We start from the raw sequence: 19,778 nt of genomic DNA on the forward strand, positions 1-19,778 counted from the left end.
AAATAAATTTATGAGAGTAATAAAGGAGATGAATTCATGAGTTTTGGTTTTAATAAAGTTCAGGACGTTCTGGAAAATTATAAATCTGCAATTTATGAGAAAGATGTTGAGAGATTTGTATCTACATTCGCTTCTGACATACATATTTATGATTGTTGGGAAAACTGGGAGTGCATCGGCATTTCTCAATGGAAGGAAATAGTGAAAGAATGGTTTAATGGTTTAAGCGAGGAAGGTGTTTTACTCAAAACCGATATTGATGATGTAGTAGTTGAAGAAAATTCGAATCTCGCTTTCGTTCATTGTGCTGTTACGTTCGCTGCTTACAACGAATCTAGAGAGAAACTTCGTCAGATGACAAATAGATTCACATTCTGTTTAAGAAAAGAAAATGAATCTTGGACTATAACACATACACATTCATCATTGCCAATAAGTATGGAAACTGGGAAGGGCATTTTTAACTTAAAGTAAGAACCTATCCTATATACAAGTAAAAATATACTGTTTTAAAAAGGAAATTGTTAAACTAAACGGAGAACGATAGTTAAACATTTGAAGGGCTGCCGCGTGGGCCGCGTGGCAGCCCTTCACTCCGCTAACGGGCAGAAATGCTAAATTAGGGTAAACATATACATTACACTTAAAATAGCTTTGGTGGGTCGAATTTATGTAGTGCAACTCATTGATCTAAGGATGGAGGAACTAATGAGTCCAAATTCAAATACCGTAGGTTTACTTGTTGGGTTTGGGATGATGTTGTTCAGTGGTATCTTCTTTATATTCAATATTTAACATACAAGCAACTCAATGATCAAAATAAAATAAGAAGGATTATTTGGTTTCTGGTTTTTGACATGGTATTGGATGCATTATTATCGTTTTCTACGGGCATCCTAGGATTGATTGGAGTCTTTTTGTTAGGTTTTCTTATCGTTGTCTTAATTACCCTTGAGTTTTTTAGAGTAATACCCTTCAGTTAATATTGCTATGCGGCAGCTCCTTTTTCGTTTGTTGAAGTAACTGGCAGATATGTTAAATATTGAATAGTGGTTGCTTCAACGGGGGATGTTGTTATTGTATAACACTCATTTTTGGCTGGAGGAGCAGTATGAGGAAAACAGGATTATGTCTTACGGTATTGGTTTGTCTAACATTATTAAATCCATTTCTACCACTGTTAAGAGCGAAAATGTCAGTATTCTCTCCACAAGATATGATTGGTATTTCGGATTATATTGTAGTTGGAGAAATTAAAAAAGGCGTTACTACAAAAAAACGAAATGCTGAATATACAGCCACACACAAGGAAGTAACGATTTCAATCGAGTCCGTTCTAAAAGGCGATATGGCTCAAAAGGAAGTTGTATTAAAGCGTGATTTTCGAACAGATATCATGCTTACAGATGGTGTTGACTTCAATTTCCCTAAAAAAGGCACAAAAGTTATGCTGTTGTTAAGGAATTATGAAAGAAGTGGAATATCACTTACGTATGCTAATAGTATTTGTGTAATTAAAAAAGGCAAGGTTCAACTATATGATGGTATGGGATTTGGTAGCAATGATGTAAACTTTGAACCAAATGATTATGAGAAAGCTTACCAAACCTTTTATGACAAACGGAAACGAGAGATTAGCTATTGAACTAACGGGAGAAGTACGACAAGTTCTGCCATAAGCACCAAACAGTGCGAAAAGCAGGAGATTACAATGAGTAATTTTAACTTTACAACCAAGGATGGGAATGACGGAACCATGTATCCGGAAACCATCCCGCCAATACTCCTGCACGCGTCATAGCGGCGCTACGTTCCTCGTTTGCTTGAATTTTAGCTTATTCCACGTAAATAGCGTCGCTACGTTCCCATAGGTGGAGGCTGGAAGGAATATCCATCCAAGCTTCGGATGGCGCCACACGCGAGGAAATACAAGAATTGATTGATGTGGCACTGCAGCTTTGGCCTAAATAAATTAGAACAAAAACCCGCATAATTGCGGTTTTTTTGTTGCAGTCCAATATTTCAGAGATATAAATGGACAGCATGCAAATAACGGGATAACAATCCCTTGGACAGGCTTGTCATTTATTAATTAACCAAATTCTTGTAATCAACATATAAATAACAATGTCAAACTCATGATTCCTCTCTCAACCACCTACCCAATTAGGTGGCCTTTTTGTGTAAAAAATAAAGTATTCTAATGAAGGCGGGGATTGAATGCCTGGTAAGTTAGGTCTACATTTATTTTTTTCAAAGGATCGTCATATCCGTTCGTATTTGCCCCCGACGTCCGTATTGAATCGGAATTCTTTTGTTCACTTCATGAGGCGATATCACTCGGTGTACATCAAACCGAATATGTCCCACATGGGTAAAGGTATCATTAAGACTTGGTTGACGAATGGACAATACCGATTAGTCAAAGTGAAAGGGACCGTTAAGACCTTTAGAACGCTCGAAGCCACCTATAACGCTGTTCGCAAACAATCATCAAATGGCCTCTATATCATCCAAAAAACAATTGATTTAGCCAAACTCAAAGACAGACCTTTTGATATCAGAGTCATGATGATGCGTAACCCACAAAATGACTGGCAGTATGCCGGGATGTTAGCCAAAGTAGCGGGACAATCCAGCGTTATTACCAATGTGAATCGTGGAGGAGGATACGCCACTCCAATTGGAAATGCTTTATCCGCAGCACTTCAATTGTCCAAGAATGAGCAGCAAAAAATGATTCAAGAGCTAATTCGTATAAGCTATCGCATTTGTAATCGATTCAACTACTACAAGTATTCTTCTCAAATAGGTATTGATTTTGCAGTCGATCACCATCGCAGGATATGGATCATTGAAGTTAATTTTGATTATCCATCCCATGGCCTATTTGAGAAACTCAGTGATAAAACCATGTATAGAAAGATTAAGGTTCTAAGAAATTCCTATTTAAAATCTTTGCGTGCAGGGAAAATAATACGAAAGTAAAAAGATTTCAAACTAAACCCACGAGCTTCGTGGGTTATATGTATTTACAAGTTTCTCATCCAATTCCTATCTAATACTCATTGAGATCTAATTAAGCAATGATAAACTGTGTGCTAAGTGGTAAAGGAGGGGGATTCGTATGATTCTTGCTGAAAAATTAACAAAACGGTATGATAACGGATTTATAGCTGTAAATGAACTTCAACTTCATGTTAAAAAAGGGGATATCTATGGTTTCCTCGGTCCCAACGGAGCTGGGAAAACGACGACAATACGTATGTTAACAGGTCTACTCACTCCAAGTGAAGGGAACATTCGTATTAATGGCATGGATCTTCAAGAGCATGTAACTAACATAAAACAATACATTGGTGTTCTTCCTGAGTCTCATGGTTACTACGATTGGATGACAGGTACCGAGTATCTTACCCTATTTGCTGAACTATATGGCATTGCGAAAGAGAAAAGAAAACTGCGTGTGGCTGAGGTCTTGGAATTGGTGGGTTTGTATGATAAATCTCACATAGCCGTTGGTCAGTATTCCCGCGGCATGCGGCAACGACTTGGAATCGCCAAGGCAATTGTGCATGAACCGGCTATTATTTTTTTGGACGAGCCAACGCTCGGATTGGATCCTCAGGGTCAAAAAGATATTCAATCCATCATTCGTGATTTGAATACGAGACATCAAATTACCATTTTCATCACCTCGCATTTATTGAAAGAAATCTCTGAAATATGCAATCGGGTAGCCATTGTGAACCGAGGAAAGCTGGTAGAAGAAGGAGAGATTTCTACTTTACTTCAGGGCTATCGGGAAATCATAGGGGTTGAAAATCCTACCTTAGAGGAAGTATTCTTTTATCTAACCAATAAAAAATAAGATGAGGAGGGGGAATAACGAATGATGGCTTTATTTCGCAAAGAACTTCGGGAACATTTGTTTTCCAGGAAGGGATTGCTTATCTTTTTCATCATTTCTGTACTGTATAGTGTCCTGGCATTTAGCTTTATTTCCGTTAAAGAGCTAAGCTTATTAGCCCAGGTCGAGGTTAATATGACTTTTATGAAGCTGATGTTAGGTGTAAATAGTCTTGTACTTATCATTCTGGGATCGACGATGATTTCCGGAGAAAAAGAAAAGGGGACACTCGAAAGTTTACTTTTGACGCCTTTGTCTAAACTGAAAATTATGATGTCTAAACTTTTGGCTATGACATTGTTTTGGGTCGTACTCATTTTGCTGTCTTTACCTTATCTCATCGCGTTAACCTCTGGAACGAATCTGTTCTCCATTGTGTTGTTATTTATTCTTTGCAACGGGTCCGTACTTGTGCTGAGTTTCTCAGCTCTTTCACTTGCGATTTCGGCATGGCTAACGTCCACGAAGAACGCTTTGATGATTTCAATCATTATGTTTGTCGTAGCCGTTATTCCGATGTTTTTATCCACAACGATGAAGAAAGTAGGATTTGCTCATCTGGTTGATAAAAGCAGTCCTGTATCCTCGAGTATGTTAGCGATGAAAGATAGCTTGGTTAATAAGCTTGGGTTCAATGCTTTTGTCATGGATAGCCTCCCCGTATACATCTTTTTTGTGATCGTGCTGCTACTATTCATAGGTGCAAGCAAAAAAGTTAATTTCTTGGGGGGCGAGTAAAATGAGAATAAAAGCAGTCTTCTTCCTACTTTGCTTCCTTTGCTTAAGCCTGCCGCTTACTGTTTCTGCTGCCGATAAGCCGGGCGTGGAAGTAGAGATTATTGCTCCCGATAAGGTCAAAGATTTCCCAGGCATTGAGATGAAAATCACAGCTAGAATAATGAACCATTCAAATCAAAAGATTGATGACATGATGGCCTATATTACTATGGCTGATCTTAACAAGCATTGGACTGTAAATCTTGAAGATTATGGCGCGGATCAGCCCATAACCATTGGGACGCTTTCACCCAATGAAACCAAAGAAGTATCATTGCCTATACGGTTCGTGTACACGAGTCGCTATCATTTATACGTTACGGCTACAAGTACCAAAGAACCTTGGATTTATTCCAGTTCGGCGATACCCATCGAGATTATGGGGAACACTCAAATCGATCCGATAGTTGTAAAAGTTGTATCGATCGTAGAGCCGGTATTACTTCTAGGCGTCTTCATTCTTCTCACGATCAGAAGAAGAATGAAAACGATATGACAAGTGTTGGAACCCAGCCTATTTCGTCATTGAAATAGGCTGTTTGTTTTTTATCCTAGAGAGAAGCTATAATGGATGACAACAAAATGAGGGAGAAAGGACGAAAACAAATGAAGGGGAACATCCTTATTATCGAGGACGAAGATAAAATTGCCAGACTATTGGAGATGGAGCTTACCTATGAGGGCTATACCGTAGCTTGTGCATCAACCGGGAGAGAGGGATTGAATAAGGCTCTATCAGGCGGATTTGATGTGATACTTCTTGACATCATGCTGCCCGTATTAAGCGGCTTAGAGGTACTGCGCCGACTGAGAGAGACAGATAAACAAACAAGCGTCATTCTACTAACGGCCCGCGGCGCTACACCAGATAAGGTAAGCGGCTTGGACCTTGGGGCAAATGATTATATGACCAAACCGTTTGAGATTGAAGAAGTATTCGCTAGGATAAGGTCTTGTCTACGAAATCGAATGACAAACGCAGCCCCAATGAAAGAAAATACAGAACTTGTCTTAGAAGACTTAACGATAGATCCAGTGACTAGAGAAGTGGAGCGTGGCGGAATTCAAATTGTTCTCACACAAAAAGAGTTTGAACTCCTTCTTTACTTGGTCCAAAATCGGAACCAAGTCCTTAACCGAGAGCAAATTATTCAAGCTGTGTGGGGGCATGATTTTGTAGGGGAAACGAATGTGGTTGATGTTTACATTCGCTATGTTCGGAAGAAAATGGACTACCCCTTTGATAGACAGCTGATTCATACTTATCGGGGTGTTGGTTATTGCATAAAGGAGAGCGAAAAATGAGTATCAAACATAAGATTGCTGGTCTCGCTACTTTATGGCTTGTAGGAATCTTGATAGCCGTAAACGTTACCATTTACTTCGCCTTTATGCAAATTACAACGGATAACGAACGAGATTCTTTATCCAATCGCGCTAATTCACTAATGAAAAAAGTGAAGTTTACGGAAGCACTGCAAGGAAAGCAAATGGACTTGCTTCAGAGTTTCGTTCTGGAAAATAGCATGCTCCGGTTATTGGATCAAAACGGTTCTGTCCAGCAGCAGTTTCAAAGTGACGATGAAGTGACGGCCGTTGAACCGAAACGTGTCCAATCTGATGAAACTCAGCTTTACCAACTTGGTAAAGTGAAGGTACTGGTAGCGAGAACACCAGCCATTGTGGACGGTCAGGTAGTAGGTACCTTGGAAATAGCGGAGAAACTGGATTATCTGAATGAAAATATAGGCATTCTTATTTCCATCCTGATGCTGACATCACTTGGGGCTGTAGGAATGAGTGTTATCGGAGGCTTATGGCTAGCCAAGTGGATTTTGCGACCGATCTCATCGATGGTTAAGACCATGGAAGACATTGAGAGAAATCTTGTTTTTCATAAAATTCCTATCCGTGATGGCGGGAACGATGAGCTCCATGCAATGGCGTCTACGTTTAACCGTATGATGGACCGCATACAAGTCAGCTTCTTTCGGCAGCAGCAATTTGTTTATGATGCATCTCATGAACTGAAAACACCGCTTACGATCATCGAAGGCTATGCCCGAATGCTGCAACGATGGGGGTTGCAAGATGAGGTGAAAGGACGAGAAGCCGTTGCGAATATTTATTCAGAAGCGGTTAGGATGAAACAATTAACCCAGCAGCTGCTTGACTTGGCAACATTGGAACAAGAACAAAAGTTGGAACGAGAAGAGATGGAGTTTGTTTCCTTTTGTAAAAGCACGGTCGCTTTACTCCAAAATTCTTATCATAGAGAAATCACTGTTCAGACATCAGTGGATAAGATTTCTTGCCGCGCAGATTCTTCGAAAATGAAGCAATTGCTTCTTATTTTGCTTGATAACGCAATTAAATATAGCAAGAAAGAAATAAAAATCATTCTAACGGAAGTAAAGCCTGATGATAGTGAGCCTATTGGGGTAGAAATTAGAGTTGTAGACAATGGCATTGGCATTCAAATGGAAGAGCTCCCGCGCGTATTTGAGAGATTTTATCGAATCGACTCCTCTAGATTTCGCAAGACTGGAGGTACTGGACTCGGGTTGTCAATCGCCAATGAAATCGTCAAGCTTCATAACGGTACGATAGATATCCAAAGCGAAAAGAACACGGGGACAGAGGTCATTGTCTTCCTCCCATTTCGATAAGGAGAGTAACGACGAAATTCTGCCCCTGTGTCCAGAATAGTTAAATCAAGTCACGATATGGGGCTAGCCTGATCTTGCATGGAACGCTGCCGCTTCCTTACCAACGTTAGAAGGGTTAAAAGGACAGGTATGATGACGGTTGGGAGGAGTGAGGAGAAGGGAAGAATTTTAAAGTCATAGGCAGCCAAATCCATCATCCTTGTATAACTAATCTGGGCCAAAGCATAGAACAATAAGCCCGTAGGTATAATAAAAGGTTTCGTTTCTTTGATCTTGAAAACTTGTTTTATCACGATTAAAAAAACGTAATGAAGCACAATAAGTTCAAATAAAGTGAAAATAGTCCAGATCGCGATGATAAGAATTTCAATCCTTTCCATATATTCTCCGAATTTAACTAATTGAATGGCTGTGAAAAAGGGAAACGCAGACAATTTGGTTAAATGTATGCCAAGCGCACCAAACGTCAAATAACTTGCCATTAATAAATAAATGCCTGATAAAACTACTGCTGCTGCTAAATTTACGAATGTTTTTTTTATGTTTTTCACCCTTGATAGAAGAAAACCGAATACAACAGCTTTTCCAAATGGAAAACCGAAAGAGAGCATCCCTCCATAAATGATTACGGAAAGTTTGCTTTGTAACATGGGTAGGAAAGGATTAATCTCCACTTCACGCAGAATAAACAAACTAACGATGCAGATACACACAATGAAAAATGGAAGAATAAATTGAACCGTGCGGACTAAAGTACCTAAACCTAAATAAATGGAAGAACTAACCAACACGATGAGTATAATTAAGACGTTAGGGGCAGTGTTTGGAAGGATAGCCGTCGTATAGAACCAAGAAATAGCACGATAGGCCAACACACCAGTTTCAAGGAAATAGATAAGATAGATGACTAGTGCGAGTTTGGAAAACCATTTCCCCAACAATTTTTCGAACGCCTCCACCATACTTAATTGAGGATGCTGCGATTGAACAAAGGTTAAGAGCCATAAGACCCCTATTGAAGTTACAATAGCCAAAAGATTTGACATCCACACATCCTGCTTGACCAGCTTCGCCTCGATTAAAAACAAAGTTGAGAATCCACCATTTTCCAATCCCCTCAGTGAATGTTCTAGGTCAAATCGGAAACATTTCATAATAAAGGAATTATTGGCTTTACTCCCTAGGATTATGCACAAAAAAAGATCAAGCTCCCAATCGGTGAGGACTTGGTCTTTTTTGTATAGAAAATAGTTGGATGAATCCCGATGTAAACCTAATGCAATGTTGAAATAAAATTTCATAAATGTATAGACAAAGTGAAATAAAACTCTATAATAAGGGTATGCAAGTTCAAAGCTACACATGAAACCGTGGAGGGTGACCCCATGTTAAAAGGTGGATTAATAAGTATAGAAGCGGCTATTGGGAGCTTAAAGCCGATGGAGCGCAGGGCAGCACAATATATATTGGAGCATCCGGAACAGGTGGTAAGCCTTTCCGTGCAGAAGCTGGCAGAGTTTGCTGACGTAAGTGAAGCAACGATTGTAAGGCTTTCACGCTCCCTTCACTGTAAAGGATTTCAAGAGTTGAAGCTGAGGATCGCGGGTGATATATCCCAATCGTCGCTGCCTGCAGAATCGTACCAAGAAATCCGCACCGACGGATCCATCGTAGATCTCATTAAATCGGTTTCCAACAACAATATTGTTTCTATCCAAGATACGTTAACGGTACTTTCTCCGGAAAGTGTGGAAAAGGCCATTCATTCACTGAGCAGCGCAAGAAAAGTTGGCGTTTTCGGGGTAGGCGCATCGGCGGTTATCGCGAAGGATTTCATGCAAAAGCTAACGCGTATAAATCGCTGGTGCGAAATCGGCACCGGGTTTGATGCTCAAGCAACCATCGCTGCCAATTTAATTCCCGGTGACGTTGTTTTCGGTATTTCCTATTCAGGCCAAACCGAAGACATGATTCGTGCACTTGCCGTCGCTAAGAATAACGGTGCTTCTGTCATTACGCTGACCCGGTTCGGAGCTAATCCAGTATCGGAGCTTGCGGATATCCAGTTGTTTATAAGCACCTTAGAGAAGAGTATTCGCAGCGGGGCGATGGCCTCAAGGATTTCTCAACTGAACGTGATCGATATTTTGTACGCTGGCATCGCTGGCCGACATTATGAGGAAAGCATCAAATCTCTGGAAAAGACGCGACAAGCCGTCAGTGTGGGGAAACGAAATGGATAAAGTGGATCGCTTGGTTGAAGGATGGGTGCGCGATGGGCTCTTACCCGGCGCTGTTCTAGACATTACGGTATTGAACCGCTTACGATTTCAAAAATCATATGGATCATTCTCCGACGGCACAAAGGAACATCCGATTCGTTTGAACACCATGTTCGACATCGCATCTCTTACGAAGGTAACCGCTACGCTTCCAGCTATTCTGGTACTCGTAGCCAAAGAGAAGCTGTCGCTTGACAGCTCCGTGCAGACTTACTTGCCTGCATTTCGTCATCCGCAAGTCACACTGCGTCATCTCTTGTTGCATGTGTCAGGGCTGCCGCCGGATATGCCTTATCTTCCGCGCAAAGAAGCTCGGCCTAATTTAATCGAGGATATTCTGGCGCAAGAGCTTTTATTTCAGCCAGGTAAGGAAAAGCTGTATAGTGATATCGGCATGATCCTCCTTGGGATCATTGCAGAGCGTGTGTCAGGCGAGCCTTTGGATCGATTTGTTAAGCAGCATATCTTCGATCCGCTTGAGATGCGGCATACGGTTTTTAACCCCGGCGCCGAACTTCAAGAACGTATTGCCGCAACCGAACTTGTAAACGGAGCTTACATCATCGGCGAAGTTCACGATGAGAAGAGCTTTCACCTCGGCGGTGTTACCGGCAGCGCAGGATTATTCGCAACAGCGGACGACCTAGCACGCTATGCGGCATGGTGGTTGCAGCCGGAACAGTGGGATATTGTTCCGCCATCGCTGATGCGAGAAGCCACTGCGGCTCCAGTACGCGGCCGCGGACTTGGCTGGGAAGTCAAGCATGATTCAGCTGACGTTCCTAGCTGCGGAGAAAGCTGGCCTACCGGTAGTTTCGGTCATACAGGATTTACCGGAACGAGCTTGTGGGTTGCGCCCGAACAGGGCATCAGTGTTGTCTTTCTTACCAATGCTGTTCATTTGGGTCGAAACAACAAGATCCGGGAGCTGCGTCCAATTTTACATGAAGCGGTTTTGTCCTCATATCATTCATGAGGTTAAAATAGATAAGTAAACATTAAAGGGAGGCTTTCAAAATGAAACGTTTATTCAGTGGGGCATTATTAACTATGGTCGCTGCTTCTTCCATGCTTGTCGCTTGCAGCAGCAACAATACCGCAACTCCTAGCACAACCCCTGGTGGAGCTAGTACAGCGCCATCGGCAGCACCTCAGGAAAAAGTAAAGTTGACAATGGGCAGCTGGCGTACCGAAGATTCGGATGCTTACGCTAAAATCATTGCTGAATTTAAGAAAACCAACCCGAACATTGATATTGATTTCAAGCCGATTAAAAATACGGAATATAACACAGCCCTAAACACAGGTCTGCAAAGTGGAAATGGCCCTGATATTATTCATCTTCGTCCTTATGCTGCAGGTGCTGTATTGGCAGATGCCGGTTACTTAGAGCCGCTGACTAGCCTCAAAGGTATGGACGTTTTCTCGAAGGACACGTTGCTGGCCGCTACAGGATCAGATGGTAAAGTATACGGCGTACCGACTGTATTCAGTTCGACGCAAGTATTTTACAACAAGAAAATCTTCCAAAAATATAATCTGACAGAGCCTAAAACGTGGGATGAGCTGTTGAAAACGGCGGAAACTTTGAAGAAAAATAAAGTGACTCCGTTTGCTTTCGGCTCTAAGGAAGGTTGGATTCTTTCCCTGACACAAGGTACGCTTGCACCTTCCGTTTACGGGACAGATTTCATTAAGAAGATACTTTCTGGCGAAGCGAATTTCAAAAGCCCTGAATATGTAAGTTCGATTAAAATGCTCAAAGATTTGACACCATACTTCCCAGATAACTATGTAGGGATCGGTATGGACGACATGAGAAACATGTTTGTTTCCGAGCAAGCAGCCATGATGGTCATGGGCGATTGGGAATATGCCGTTATGAAGAAAACGAATCCAGATCTGCAAATGGATGTGTTCCCAGTTCCGCCGATGAAAGCCGATGGCAAAGCAACGGTTACTACTTGGGTAGACGGATCTTTCTCCGTAAATGCGAAATCTGCTCATAAGGCGGAAGCTCTGAAATTTATGGAGTTTTTGACAACAAAAGAGTTCGGTGCACTAGCTGTCAATGAACTGCAAAAACCAAGCACAATCCCAGGTGTGGCTGCGAAAGATCCGCTTGTAGCCAAAATTGCTAAGAATGCAGATACGATTTCTACACCTTACGCATCCGTTGTCTATTTCAATGCAGGCAACCCTACAACTAAATCTACGTTAGAAAACTCCATTCAAGGGATGTATTTAAACAAATTGACTCCGGAGCAAGTGGCGGAAGAAGTTCAGAAGAGCGCAGATACATGGTTCAAGCCTAAGAAATAAATCAGTTTATACAGAGGGGGGGGGCACATGAATAACTTTGCAAAATCGCCTTGGTGGAAAAAGGGAGCAGTTCATCTGTTCCCGGTTCCTGCCCTCGCAGTTTACATTCTCTTCGTGATCTATCCGATCCTTTCGGCTTTCGGTTACAGTTTTTATGACTGGAAAGGTCACACCCGCGGGGAGTTTGTGGGGCTGGGCAACTTTGTGAGCCTGTTTACGAAAGAACCGTTCAACCACTTGTTTTGGAATGCGTTTGGTCATAATCTTTATTATTTTGCTGTTGAAATGGCTGTTCAGAACGTGATTGCGTTCATTCTTGCCTATCTGGTTTACAGCAAACTTAAGGGTTCGAACTTTCTGAAAATGGCTTACTTTTTACCGAGGCTGCTTTCTGTCATCGTCGTAGGCTTTTTGTGGAAACTCATGTTGAATCCGAACAACGGTATTGTCAACGTGCTGCTCAAAAAGATCGGTCTTATTTCGTGGGCTAAGCCTTGGCTCGGGGACCCGGCTTATGCGTTAACATCCATAACAATCGTCAACAGCTGGTTTGGCGTCGGTTTCTCTATGTTGATATTTCTCGCAGGTTTGCACGCTATTTCGGCCGAAGTCATTGAAGCGGCGAGACTGGACGGAGTAAAAGGTTTCCGCTTGATCCGTTCCATCATCCTGCCGATGATGAGTCAGTCATTGATCATCATTACTGTGTTTACCTTTATTCATGCTTTCGAAGCGTTCGAACTCATCTATGCCATGGAAGGTTCGCAAGGAGAACCGTACAACTCCACCGACACGCTGGCTGTGTTCTTTTATCGGATTGCGTTTGGCGGCTCGTCTGGCGGCGATTCAGTCGCATTAGGCTTGGGCTCGGCATTGGCAGTGGTCCTATTTTTCATTATCGCAACCATATCCGCATTGTTCCTGTACTTTACTAGGAATCAATCGTCTCATTCATAATGAGAGACTTTGGACTACGCCAAAGATCCCTATATTAGGAGGCACACCATGAAAACCAACAAATCCGTTCGGGGGCTCCAATACGTTGCGGCGTACGTGGGAGCACTGGTCAGTTTGTATCCGATCTTTCTGATGCTGACCTCCTCTTTCAAAACGAATATCCAGATCTTGAAAAACCCGATGTCGCTCCCGACTTCTATATCGTTTACGGCATATAGCAAGCTAATCCATCAAATTCCGTTCGGAACTTATTTTTGGAACAGTGTCGTGGTCAGTGTCGTTTCCGTCGTTTTGATTTTGCTGTTTGGCGTTTTGGCATCATTTTATATCGCCAGATATCCGTTCCGATGGAATGGTGCGCTGTTCTTCTTTTTCCTCTTAGGCATGATGATTCCTATTAAGCTTGGGATCGTTCCCCTGTTCCTATTGATGAAGAAGCTAGCCCTGCTGAATAGCATTTGGTCGCTTGTTAGCGTGTATACGGCGATCGGAATGCCTCTCGCTGTACTGATCTTAACTGGCTTTTTTAGAACGCTGCCGAAGGAGCTAGAGGAAGCAGCACGCATTGATGGTTCTTCGGATTTCGGTGTTATGTGGCACGTTTTGCTGCCGCTTATTCGCCCTGCACTGGGGACGGTCATGATTATGAACTTTATTATGGCGTGGAACGATTTCTTTTTCCCGCTGATTTTTATCCAAGACGATATGAAAAAGACGATACCGGTTGGCATGCTCTCACTATTCGGACAATACTCTACGGATTTAAGTATGCTATTTGCCGGGCTCACGTTGGCATCCGTGCCAATGATTGTGATGTTTTTCCTAGCATCGAAACAGTTTATGGAAGGCATGACGGCAGGAGCGGTGAAATAATATGGCTGAAACTAGATATATTGGCATTGACGGCGGAGGGACCAAGACGGTATGCATTCTCGGCGATGTGGAAGGCAACATTTTGGCTGAAAGCCGCGGTGAATCCAGCAGCGTAAAGTCCCGTCCTTGGGAGGAGGTTCAGCGAGTTCTGCTCACTCTCATCCGGGACGTATTAGACCAATCGGGTACGGACATGTCCCTGTTAGGCGGGATCTTCCTGGGGCTGGCCGGTAGTGACCGCCCTGAAGACCGGAAGCGAATCGGCGACTGGCTGCAAACCGAATTGCCGGAAGGTGTTCCGATCACGGTGCACAATGATGCAGTGACCGCTTTGGCCGCCGGTACTTGGGGACAGAAGGGGATAGCACTCATTTCAGGCACGGGCTCGATCGCCTATGGATTCGATCCGGCGACGGGCGGATTTGTAAGAGTCGGAGGCTGGGGTTATTTACTCGGTGATGAAGGAAGCGGGTTTGATCTCGGGAGGAAAGCCCTAGTAGCAGTTATGCGAGCGCATGACGGACGAGGGGAGCCTACTGCGTTAACGGGGTTAGTTCTCGAACGTTGGTCCTTGCAGCACCCTGGGCAATTGATCAACACCATTTATGGCCAAGACAATGTACGGACCGCGATTGCGGATGGATCCAAGCTCGTCATGCAGGCTGCAGCGGATGGGGATCCGATTGCTGTTAAGCTCGTGGAAGAAGCGATTCAAGAGCTGGAAGAACTCGTCAAGACCGTCATAACCTCCATGGATAAACAACCGCAAATTGAGGTAAGCGATAACCAACACATAACTGAGAATAAAACCCCTCTTGTGATAACGGGCGGCTTATTTTCAGATCACATGTTCGAAAATCGTTTTATGCAGACACCGTTGATACAGTCCGGCATGTTCGATGTCCGACTGCTTGAACGGCCGCCTGTCATTGGAGCCTATCTTCTTGCTTTGCAGGAACAGGGAATCGAATTAACGGAAGTCATGAAACAACGGATAGCAGGATTTGTCTTCCTTAAATAGACGCAAAGCAACGTATCGATAAAAAGGAGGCAAGGTAACGTGGTACAACAAGTGAATCAAACGGTTACCGAGCAGAGAAATGCAAAGTCAAGTCACCTTGACCGACTTACTGTTCGGGAGATCGTGACGCTAATGAATGAAGAAGACCAAACGGTAGCAGTCTCCGTTAACGGAGCTTTACCGCAAATCTCTGATGCAGCTGAAGCGGTGGTCGAAGCCATGACCCGCGGCGGCCGTTTATTCTACATCGGAGCTGGTACCAGTGGCCGTCTCGGCGTTCTAGACGCATCCGAATGCCCGCCTACGTTTGGTGTAGAGCCAGAGCTTGTGAACGGCATTATTGCTGGAGGAGAGATAGCCATTCGTGCAGCTGTAGAAAACGCTGAAGATGATGAAGCAGCTGGTGTACGTGCGATAGCAGATGTTGTACGAGCAGGCGATGTTGTCGTCGGCATTACAGCAAGCGGAACCGCTCCCTATGTAATTGGCGCTATACGAGAGGCTAATAGGCTGGGGTTATTGACGATCGGTATAAGCTGTAATCGGGATACACAGCTCAGCGCAGTTGTGAAATATCCGATCGAGGTGCCTGTCGGGCCTGAAATTATTACGGGGTCCACAAGGTTAAAAGCAGGAACAGCGCAAAAAATGGTTCTCAACATGATCTCCACGACCGTGATGATTCAGATGGGCAAGGTGTATGGTAATCTGATGGTAAACGTCCAGGCGACGAATAAGAAGCTCAGGGATCGTACTGTGCGGATTATTCAAGAGGCGACTGGCACAAACGAAGAAACAGCCCGCCGCGTCGGAATGGAAGCAAAGGGCGACGCCAGAGTCGCCATTCTGATGCTGATGTTCAACGTAAGCCGTGAGAAGGCTTTGGATGCGCTAGTTCAAGTAAATGATCATTTCGGTAACGCTGTAAAGCAGCTGGAACAAGCTCAATAGTTTTATTTTAAGTAATGCCTGAACTGATCGTAATCAGTTTAGGCATTTTTTATTGTATTCGAAATTATGCAAGATGCCGATCTGTGGCTAAGTGCGGGTTTTGCATACTGAGAAGGTGGAAAAGGCCGTCTCGGATGCTCGAATGCAGCGAAAGAGGCGCGAGCCGTCAGAAAAGGACCTCTCAGCGGCTGAAAGCAGACGAGCGAGCTGGGTTTGCATCCTGAGAAGGCAGAAAAGGCCGTCTCGGAGGCTCGAATGGAGCGAAGTTGGCGCGAGCCGTCAGAAAAGGACCTCTCAGCGGCTGAAAGCAGACGAGCGAGCTGGGTTTGCATCCTGAGAAGGCAGAAAAGGCCGTCTCGGAGGCTCGAATGGAGCGAAGTTGGCGCGAGCCGTCAGAAAAGGACCTCTCAGCGGCTGAAAGCAGACGAGCGAGCTGGCTTTGCATCCTGAGAAGGCAGAAAAGGCCGTCTCGGAGGCTCGAATGGAGCGAAGTTGGCGCGAGCCGTCAGAAAAGGACCTCTCAGCGGCTGAAAGCAGACGAGTTAGCGGGCTTATGCTTGAAGAGGTTATCATTCTTTGGCGATATTAATGCCAAAACGGATGCGAATTCATGTGCGATCTCTGATATGCTATAATGTACCCGATTAACAGCAGGAGTTGATGGCAGGATGGGGTTCCGCAAGATGTACCGAAATTACTTGAAAAATAATTTGTTTATGAAGCTGCTGCTCTTGTTCTCATTGATTACCGTCATTACGATTATTTCGTTTTCTTATTTCATGTATCATTCGATGTCGCAAGCGGCGATCAATCGACAGCTGGATATACAGAAGAAGGCCATGACGAATGTGAACAATTATTTGGGTGGGAAATATGATTCAGCACAGTCTATCGTGTTCGGCTTATATCGGGATAGCTCGCTTGCCGCGGGCATCTCTTTCATGTTGACGCACCCCTTCCAAGAGTATGTGCAGCATGGTCTGGAGCAATACAATTTAGGCGGCAACAGCACGTGGAATGCCGGCCTGCAATATTTTAAAAACCGGGTGGAAGACGACGAAGATATTCGCAGTTTGATGCTGTACAGCGTGGATCAGATGACCTTATATGTGCTGGATCGTAACCGGCAATTGAAGATCGTTCCCACGAATGCAGCCCATTCCTACATACCTGAAGTCATGGCGCTTGATAGCAAAAGCGTTACCTTGCCGAATATTTGGGTCCGTGAAGCCGCAGGTCAATGGGATAACCATCTTTACTCGATTAGGACGCCAATTAACGACAAGCAATCCTTGAAAAATATAGGACAACAGATCGTGTATTTCAGCTCGGACGGCATATGGAAGATTCTGCCCGATGATAAGGAAGAGTTAAAGGGAACGATTCTTGTTCTATCACCGGATGGAGGCGTCTTGTTTGATTCTTCGGATCAGTATTACGGCAAGCCCTATCCGTTCATGGATCAGGTTAGTTCGTTGTACGAGAATAGCGGTTCAAATCAAAGCGGTTATGTGACGAAGCTGACGCAGAGTAAAGGAGACTTTATTGTCGTCGGGATCATTCCGAAGAATGAACTTGCTGCAACCTCGAGGCGAATTGGGAGCACGATCTTTATGATTAGTGCGATATGTATCTTTTTCGCCATTCTGATTCCTTCTCTGGTTGTGATGAATGTCTCTAAACGCACCAATCAGATCATTCGTTTTACGCGGAAAGTCAAACAAGGTGATCTGAATGCACGGATTCCGGATGTGCGAGAGGACGAGCTGGGACAAATTTCGCGCAGCTTCAATGAGATGATCGAAGAGTTGAATCAATATATCGATAGGGTGTATAAGGCGGATATTAAGCAGAAGCATAACGAGTTAACGGCTCTGCAAGCTCGCGTCAATCCTCACTTTTTATACAATACACTCGAAGTTATTCGGATGCGAGCTATCTCTCATGGAGCTCATGACGTTGGCGAAATGATTTACAGCTTATCCGCATTATTCCGGAGCCTGGTACAGCAGAAAAAGATTTATACATTAAAGGATGAGCTTGAAGCTTGCCGCTTATATCTCGAGCTGTTCCAGATTCGTTATAAGGACAAGTTCACCTATTCGATCGAATCGGATCGGAAGCTGGCATCTACTCGCATTATGAAAATGTCGCTGCAGCCCGTGATTGAGAATTACATCGTTCATGGCTTGCGAAGTGAAAGCATTGATAATGAGCTTCATATCCGAGTGAAACAAGTGGAAGAGTTCCTTCATGTGCAGGTGGAGGATAACGGAAACGGCATAACACCTGAGCGTTTGAGCGAGCTAGAATCTTTTTTACAAGCGGAGGAAACCGAAGGGGAATCCTTCGGCTTGCGAAGCATCAATCAACGCCTCAAGCTGCTCTACGGCAGCAAGTATGGCTTGAAATTAGGTAGTGAGCCAGGCAAAGGAACGGTAGTTGATATATGGCTGCCTATGGACGACGGAAGAGAGGGCTATGATGTTTAGGGTTTTTCTTGTGGACGACGAGCCTTTCATTATTGAAGGGTTGTATGACATTATCGATTGGGCCGAAACGGGGTTGGAAATTGTCGGTCATGCCAGCAATGGGCAGAAGGCTTTGGATGCCATGCAGGAAACATCGGTGGATATTTTGTTGACGGATATTTCCATGCCGGTGATGACAGGTTTGGAGCTGATTCGGCATGCCCGAACCGTTCATCCAGATTTGAAGGTCATCGTGCTTAGCGGTTTCGATGAGTTTAGCTATTTAAAAGAAGGCATGAAGCTCGGCATCGAAAATTACCTGCTTAAGCCAATCAATATCCAAGAGCTCAAGGCAACGCTTCACAATACGGTCGAGAAGCTGAATACGTTGGAAGAGAATCAGCAGGTTCAGGCCTACAGCAAACAAATATTGAAAGATAACACATTGCATCGTTGGTTAACTAATCAGATTGCGCCTTTGGAATTTGACGAACGCGCGGACCTTCTTGGTATGAACCTCGATCGTGCTTATATGTTAGCCTCTGTAATCCGAGTATCTTCGGATGCAGCAGCGGTTTTCGAATTTATCTCCGATCAGGTGCAAGCCTACGATTGGATCACCTCATTCTTCGATATGGATGGCGATATCGTCCTGCTTGCAGCTATGGATGATGCCGACCGCGGCAGAGCGGATTTGACCGCATTGCTTCAGCAGCTTCAGACTGATCTTCAGGATCGTCCTCTCCGCATATCTATCGGCAGTGTAGAGCTTTTGCCAGAGCAGCCAGGACAAAGCTATGCGGCCGCGAAGAAAGCGCAGGAGTATTTCTGGGTATACCCGGAACTGAACATGATTGATTATACGGAGCTTGCGATGAATCAAGACAATCGAAAGGTCGATTTCTCCATTATTGACTGGCCAGTCTACGCGAAACTAATTATTGCCAAAGATCAAGAGAAATTGCGGGAGCAAATTCAAAATGATTTCAAACGAATTCAAGCCCTTCCGGGAATAACACCGCACGATTTTCAGAATATTGCATTTGAGATGATCATTCATTTTAAGCTGGAGATTAAAGCGATTCGCCACACCGAGGAACTGGATGCCTATAATCATGCTTTTCACCAAATCAGGAGCGCGGTAACGCTCGAGGAGCTGGAAACAGCCATCCTCGAGATTGCCCATACAACAATTGGTTTCTTAATTTCAGACGTCCGAAGTCCCATTGTGCAGCAGGTATTAAAATATATCCATCAGTCTTACGCTGAAGAGCTATCGCTCAAAATGCTGGGGGCGCACTATCATATTCACCCCGTTTACTTGGGACAATTGTTTCATAAGGAAATCAATGAGACTTTTACGGAGTATATTAATCGGTACCGAATCGAAAAAGCGAAAGAACTACTCAAGACCACGCATTCAAAAGTTCATGTTATTGCCAATGAGGTGGGCTACTCAGAATTGGGTTACTTTTATAAACAATTTAAAAAGTATGTGGGAATCTCCCCAACGGATTACAGAGGATTGCTCTAGGGAAAACTGAG

The 19,778-nt window shown here is 43.9% G+C and carries 19 protein-coding genes; 18 read left to right on the plus strand and 1 reads right to left on the minus strand.

Annotation, left to right across the window (positions count from 1 at the left end; all coding sequences use genetic code 11):
• The first annotated feature begins 36 nt into the window (after positions 1–36).
• The 8 genes from G519_RS0138330 to G519_RS0138365 all read left to right on the plus strand — a co-directional run bounded on the left by G519_RS0138330 (position 37) and on the right by G519_RS0138365 (position 7,356).
• Positions 37–474, plus strand: a complete 438-nt coding sequence (locus tag G519_RS0138330; protein WP_029199023.1) for a YybH family protein — start codon at positions 37–39, stop codon at positions 472–474.
• Positions 475–1,111: 637 nt separating this feature from the next.
• On the plus strand, positions 1,112–1,645 hold the full coding sequence (locus tag G519_RS0138335; protein ID WP_029199024.1) for a hypothetical protein: 534 nt from the start codon (positions 1,112–1,114) through the stop codon (positions 1,643–1,645).
• Between the two features lie 575 nt (positions 1,646–2,220).
• Positions 2,221–2,988, plus strand: a complete 768-nt coding sequence (locus G519_RS0138340) for a YheC/YheD family protein (RefSeq protein WP_029199025.1) — start codon at positions 2,221–2,223, stop codon at positions 2,986–2,988.
• A gap of 139 nt (positions 2,989–3,127) precedes the next feature.
• Positions 3,128–3,871 (plus strand): ABC transporter ATP-binding protein, encoded by a 744-nt coding sequence (locus tag G519_RS0138345; protein ID WP_029199026.1) that lies wholly within the window; start codon positions 3,128–3,130, stop codon positions 3,869–3,871.
• A 21-nt stretch (positions 3,872–3,892) separates the two neighbouring features.
• A complete protein-coding gene (locus G519_RS0138350; RefSeq protein ID WP_029199027.1) occupies positions 3,893–4,648 on the plus strand; it encodes an ABC transporter permease in 756 nt (251 codons plus the stop codon).
• A 1-nt stretch (position 4,649) separates the two neighbouring features.
• Positions 4,650–5,183, plus strand: a complete 534-nt coding sequence (locus G519_RS0138355) for a hypothetical protein (RefSeq protein WP_029199028.1) — start codon at positions 4,650–4,652, stop codon at positions 5,181–5,183.
• Positions 5,184–5,293: 110 nt separating this feature from the next.
• Positions 5,294–5,992: a response regulator transcription factor gene (locus G519_RS0138360; RefSeq protein ID WP_029199029.1), complete on the plus strand. Its 699-nt coding sequence runs from the start codon at positions 5,294–5,296 to the stop codon at positions 5,990–5,992.
• Positions 5,989–7,356 (plus strand): sensor histidine kinase, encoded by a 1,368-nt coding sequence (locus tag G519_RS0138365; protein ID WP_029199030.1) that lies wholly within the window; start codon positions 5,989–5,991, stop codon positions 7,354–7,356. Before G519_RS0138360 ends, G519_RS0138365 begins: the two co-directional genes overlap by 4 nt.
• Positions 7,357–7,406: 50 nt before the next feature.
• On the opposite strand, the gene G519_RS0138370 is transcribed toward G519_RS0138365, so the two are convergent.
• Positions 7,407–8,444 carry a GerAB/ArcD/ProY family transporter gene (locus G519_RS0138370; protein ID WP_161632988.1) on the minus strand — a complete coding sequence of 346 codons (1,038 nt, stop codon included), beginning with the start codon at positions 8,442–8,444 and terminating at the stop codon, positions 7,407–7,409.
• Positions 8,445–8,741: 297 nt separating this feature from the next.
• On the opposite strand from G519_RS0138370, the gene G519_RS0138375 reads away from it, so the two are divergent.
• From G519_RS0138375 to G519_RS0138420, 10 genes are all read left to right on the plus strand, one after another.
• Positions 8,742–9,599, plus strand: coding sequence for a MurR/RpiR family transcriptional regulator (locus tag G519_RS0138375; RefSeq protein WP_029199032.1), 858 nt, complete (start codon positions 8,742–8,744; stop codon positions 9,597–9,599).
• Positions 9,592–10,614 carry a serine hydrolase domain-containing protein gene (locus G519_RS0138380; protein ID WP_029199033.1) on the plus strand — a complete coding sequence of 341 codons (1,023 nt, stop codon included), beginning with the start codon at positions 9,592–9,594 and terminating at the stop codon, positions 10,612–10,614. The genes G519_RS0138375 and G519_RS0138380 overlap by 8 nt, the downstream gene beginning before the upstream one ends.
• Before the next feature lie 41 nt (positions 10,615–10,655).
• Positions 10,656–11,960, plus strand: coding sequence for an ABC transporter substrate-binding protein (locus G519_RS0138385; RefSeq protein WP_029199034.1), 1,305 nt, complete (start codon positions 10,656–10,658; stop codon positions 11,958–11,960).
• Between the two features lie 27 nt (positions 11,961–11,987).
• Positions 11,988–12,917, plus strand: coding sequence for a carbohydrate ABC transporter permease (locus G519_RS0138390; RefSeq protein ID WP_029199035.1), 930 nt, complete (start codon positions 11,988–11,990; stop codon positions 12,915–12,917).
• A gap of 48 nt (positions 12,918–12,965) precedes the next feature.
• A complete protein-coding gene (locus tag G519_RS0138395; protein ID WP_029199036.1) occupies positions 12,966–13,790 on the plus strand; it encodes a carbohydrate ABC transporter permease in 825 nt (274 codons plus the stop codon).
• 1 nt (position 13,791) lies between these two features.
• Positions 13,792–14,811, plus strand: coding sequence for an N-acetylglucosamine kinase (locus G519_RS46745; protein WP_036635605.1), 1,020 nt, complete (start codon positions 13,792–13,794; stop codon positions 14,809–14,811).
• Positions 14,812–14,850: 39 nt separating this feature from the next.
• Positions 14,851–15,762: an N-acetylmuramic acid 6-phosphate etherase gene (gene murQ / locus G519_RS0138405; protein ID WP_029199037.1), complete on the plus strand. Its 912-nt coding sequence runs from the start codon at positions 14,851–14,853 to the stop codon at positions 15,760–15,762.
• Between the two features lie 368 nt (positions 15,763–16,130).
• Positions 16,131–16,397, plus strand: a complete 267-nt coding sequence (locus tag G519_RS0138410; RefSeq protein ID WP_029199038.1) for a hypothetical protein — start codon at positions 16,131–16,133, stop codon at positions 16,395–16,397.
• A gap of 33 nt (positions 16,398–16,430) precedes the next feature.
• Complete coding sequence (locus tag G519_RS0138415) at positions 16,431–18,254, plus strand: sensor histidine kinase (RefSeq protein WP_029199039.1); 1,824 nt, start codon at positions 16,431–16,433, stop codon at positions 18,252–18,254.
• On the plus strand, positions 18,244–19,767 hold the full coding sequence (locus G519_RS0138420; protein WP_307720097.1) for a response regulator transcription factor: 1,524 nt from the start codon (positions 18,244–18,246) through the stop codon (positions 19,765–19,767). Before G519_RS0138415 ends, G519_RS0138420 begins: the two co-directional genes overlap by 11 nt.
• The last annotated feature ends 11 nt before the right edge of the window (positions 19,768–19,778 follow it).

This window comes from Paenibacillus alginolyticus DSM 5050 = NBRC 15375, from assembly GCF_000422905.1.
Classification (GTDB): domain Bacteria; phylum Bacillota; class Bacilli; order Paenibacillales; family NBRC-103111; genus Paenibacillus_E; species Paenibacillus_E alginolyticus.

Bases quoted from the DNA above. Each gene is read 5' to 3' on its own strand.
- G519_RS0138330 (WP_029199023.1), top strand. From the start codon at position 37: ATGAGTTTTGGTTTTAATAAAGTTCAGGACGTTCTGGAAAATTATAAA.
- G519_RS0138335 (WP_029199024.1), top strand. From the start codon at position 1,112: ATGAGGAAAACAGGATTATGTCTTACGGTATTGGTTTGTCTAACATTA.
- G519_RS0138340 (WP_029199025.1), top strand. From the start codon at position 2,221: ATGCCTGGTAAGTTAGGTCTACATTTATTTTTTTCAAAGGATCGTCAT.
- G519_RS0138345 (WP_029199026.1), top strand. From the start codon at position 3,128: ATGATTCTTGCTGAAAAATTAACAAAACGGTATGATAACGGATTTATA.
- G519_RS0138350 (WP_029199027.1), top strand. From the start codon at position 3,893: ATGATGGCTTTATTTCGCAAAGAACTTCGGGAACATTTGTTTTCCAGG.
- G519_RS0138355 (WP_029199028.1), top strand. From the start codon at position 4,650: ATGAGAATAAAAGCAGTCTTCTTCCTACTTTGCTTCCTTTGCTTAAGC.
- G519_RS0138360 (WP_029199029.1), top strand. From the start codon at position 5,294: ATGAAGGGGAACATCCTTATTATCGAGGACGAAGATAAAATTGCCAGA.
- G519_RS0138365 (WP_029199030.1), top strand. From the start codon at position 5,989: ATGAGTATCAAACATAAGATTGCTGGTCTCGCTACTTTATGGCTTGTA.
- G519_RS0138375 (WP_029199032.1), top strand. From the start codon at position 8,742: ATGTTAAAAGGTGGATTAATAAGTATAGAAGCGGCTATTGGGAGCTTA.
- G519_RS0138380 (WP_029199033.1), top strand. From the start codon at position 9,592: ATGGATAAAGTGGATCGCTTGGTTGAAGGATGGGTGCGCGATGGGCTC.
- G519_RS0138385 (WP_029199034.1), top strand. From the start codon at position 10,656: ATGAAACGTTTATTCAGTGGGGCATTATTAACTATGGTCGCTGCTTCT.
- G519_RS0138390 (WP_029199035.1), top strand. From the start codon at position 11,988: ATGAATAACTTTGCAAAATCGCCTTGGTGGAAAAAGGGAGCAGTTCAT.
- G519_RS0138395 (WP_029199036.1), top strand. From the start codon at position 12,966: ATGAAAACCAACAAATCCGTTCGGGGGCTCCAATACGTTGCGGCGTAC.
- G519_RS46745 (WP_036635605.1), top strand. From the start codon at position 13,792: ATGGCTGAAACTAGATATATTGGCATTGACGGCGGAGGGACCAAGACG.
- G519_RS0138410 (WP_029199038.1), top strand. From the start codon at position 16,131: ATGGAGCGAAGTTGGCGCGAGCCGTCAGAAAAGGACCTCTCAGCGGCT.
- G519_RS0138415 (WP_029199039.1), top strand. From the start codon at position 16,431: ATGGGGTTCCGCAAGATGTACCGAAATTACTTGAAAAATAATTTGTTT.
- G519_RS0138420 (WP_307720097.1), top strand. From the start codon at position 18,244: ATGATGTTTAGGGTTTTTCTTGTGGACGACGAGCCTTTCATTATTGAA.